Source organism: Oceanobacillus sojae (genome assembly GCF_007991515.1).
Classification (GTDB): Bacteria; Bacillota; Bacilli; order Bacillales; family Amphibacillaceae; genus Oceanobacillus; species Oceanobacillus sojae.
Map to the genome: position 1 here is coordinate 1 of NZ_BJYM01000045.1, position 994 is coordinate 994.

Consider the following 994-nt stretch of genomic DNA (forward strand, 5'->3'; position numbering starts at 1 on the left):
TATCGGAAGTCGACTCATTATCCATAATAAGTGTATCACACTCAATATTAGCACGGGCTCCGTCCGCTTTACGTCCAAAGTGTACTAAACCGCGGTAAGATACTTTACCGCCCTGTTTAGAGATGGATTTAGAAACAATTGTTGAAGACGTATTTGGCGCCAGGTGATGCATTTTTGCACCAGCATCCTGCAACTGTCCTTTTCCTGCTAAAGCGATAGAAAGCGTATTTCCGCGTGCACCTTCTCCTTTTAGAAGGATAGCTGGATATTTCATCGTCAGCTTGGAACCAATGTTTCCATCAATCCATTCCATCGTTGCATTCGCATCACAAACTGCACGTTTTGTAACAAGGTTATACACATTGTTTGCCCAGTTTTGGATTGTCGTATAACGGCAGTAGCCGTCTTTCTTAACAATAATTTCTACAACAGCACTGTGAAGAGAGTTTGTTGTGTAAACTGGTGCTGTACAGCCTTCTACATAGTGTACAGATGCTTCTTCATCAACAATGATAAGCGTACGCTCAAACTGTCCCATATTTTCAGAGTTAATACGGAAATAAGCTTGTAATGGCGTTGTTGCTTTTACGCCTTTTGGTACATAAATAAATGAACCGCCAGACCATACTGCAGAGTTTAATGCAGCGAATTTATTATCAGAATAAGGAATAACTGTTCCAAAGTATTCTTTAAATAGTTCTTCATTTTCTTTCAGTGCAGTGTCTGTATCTTTAAATACAATACCAAGTTCCTGAAGGTCTTCCTTCAAACTGTGGTAAACTACTTCTGATTCATATTGTGCAGATACACCTGCAAGATATTTTTGTTCTGCTTCAGGAATACCTAATTTATCAAAAGTCTGTTTGATTTCTTCAGGCACCTCATCCCAAGTTCTACCTTGCTTTTCAGAAGGTTTTACATAATAAACAATTTCGTCGAAGTCTAAACCTGAAAGGTCCCCGCCCCATTGCGGCATTGGACGCTTGTAGAAATG

The 994-nt window shown here is 39.7% G+C and carries 1 protein-coding gene; it reads right to left on the minus strand.

What is annotated here, in order from left to right; all coding sequences use genetic code 11:
• The coding region (sufB, locus tag OSO01_RS23150) for a Fe-S cluster assembly protein SufB (RefSeq protein WP_147212812.1) at positions 1 to 994 on the minus strand (994 nt) is incomplete at both ends.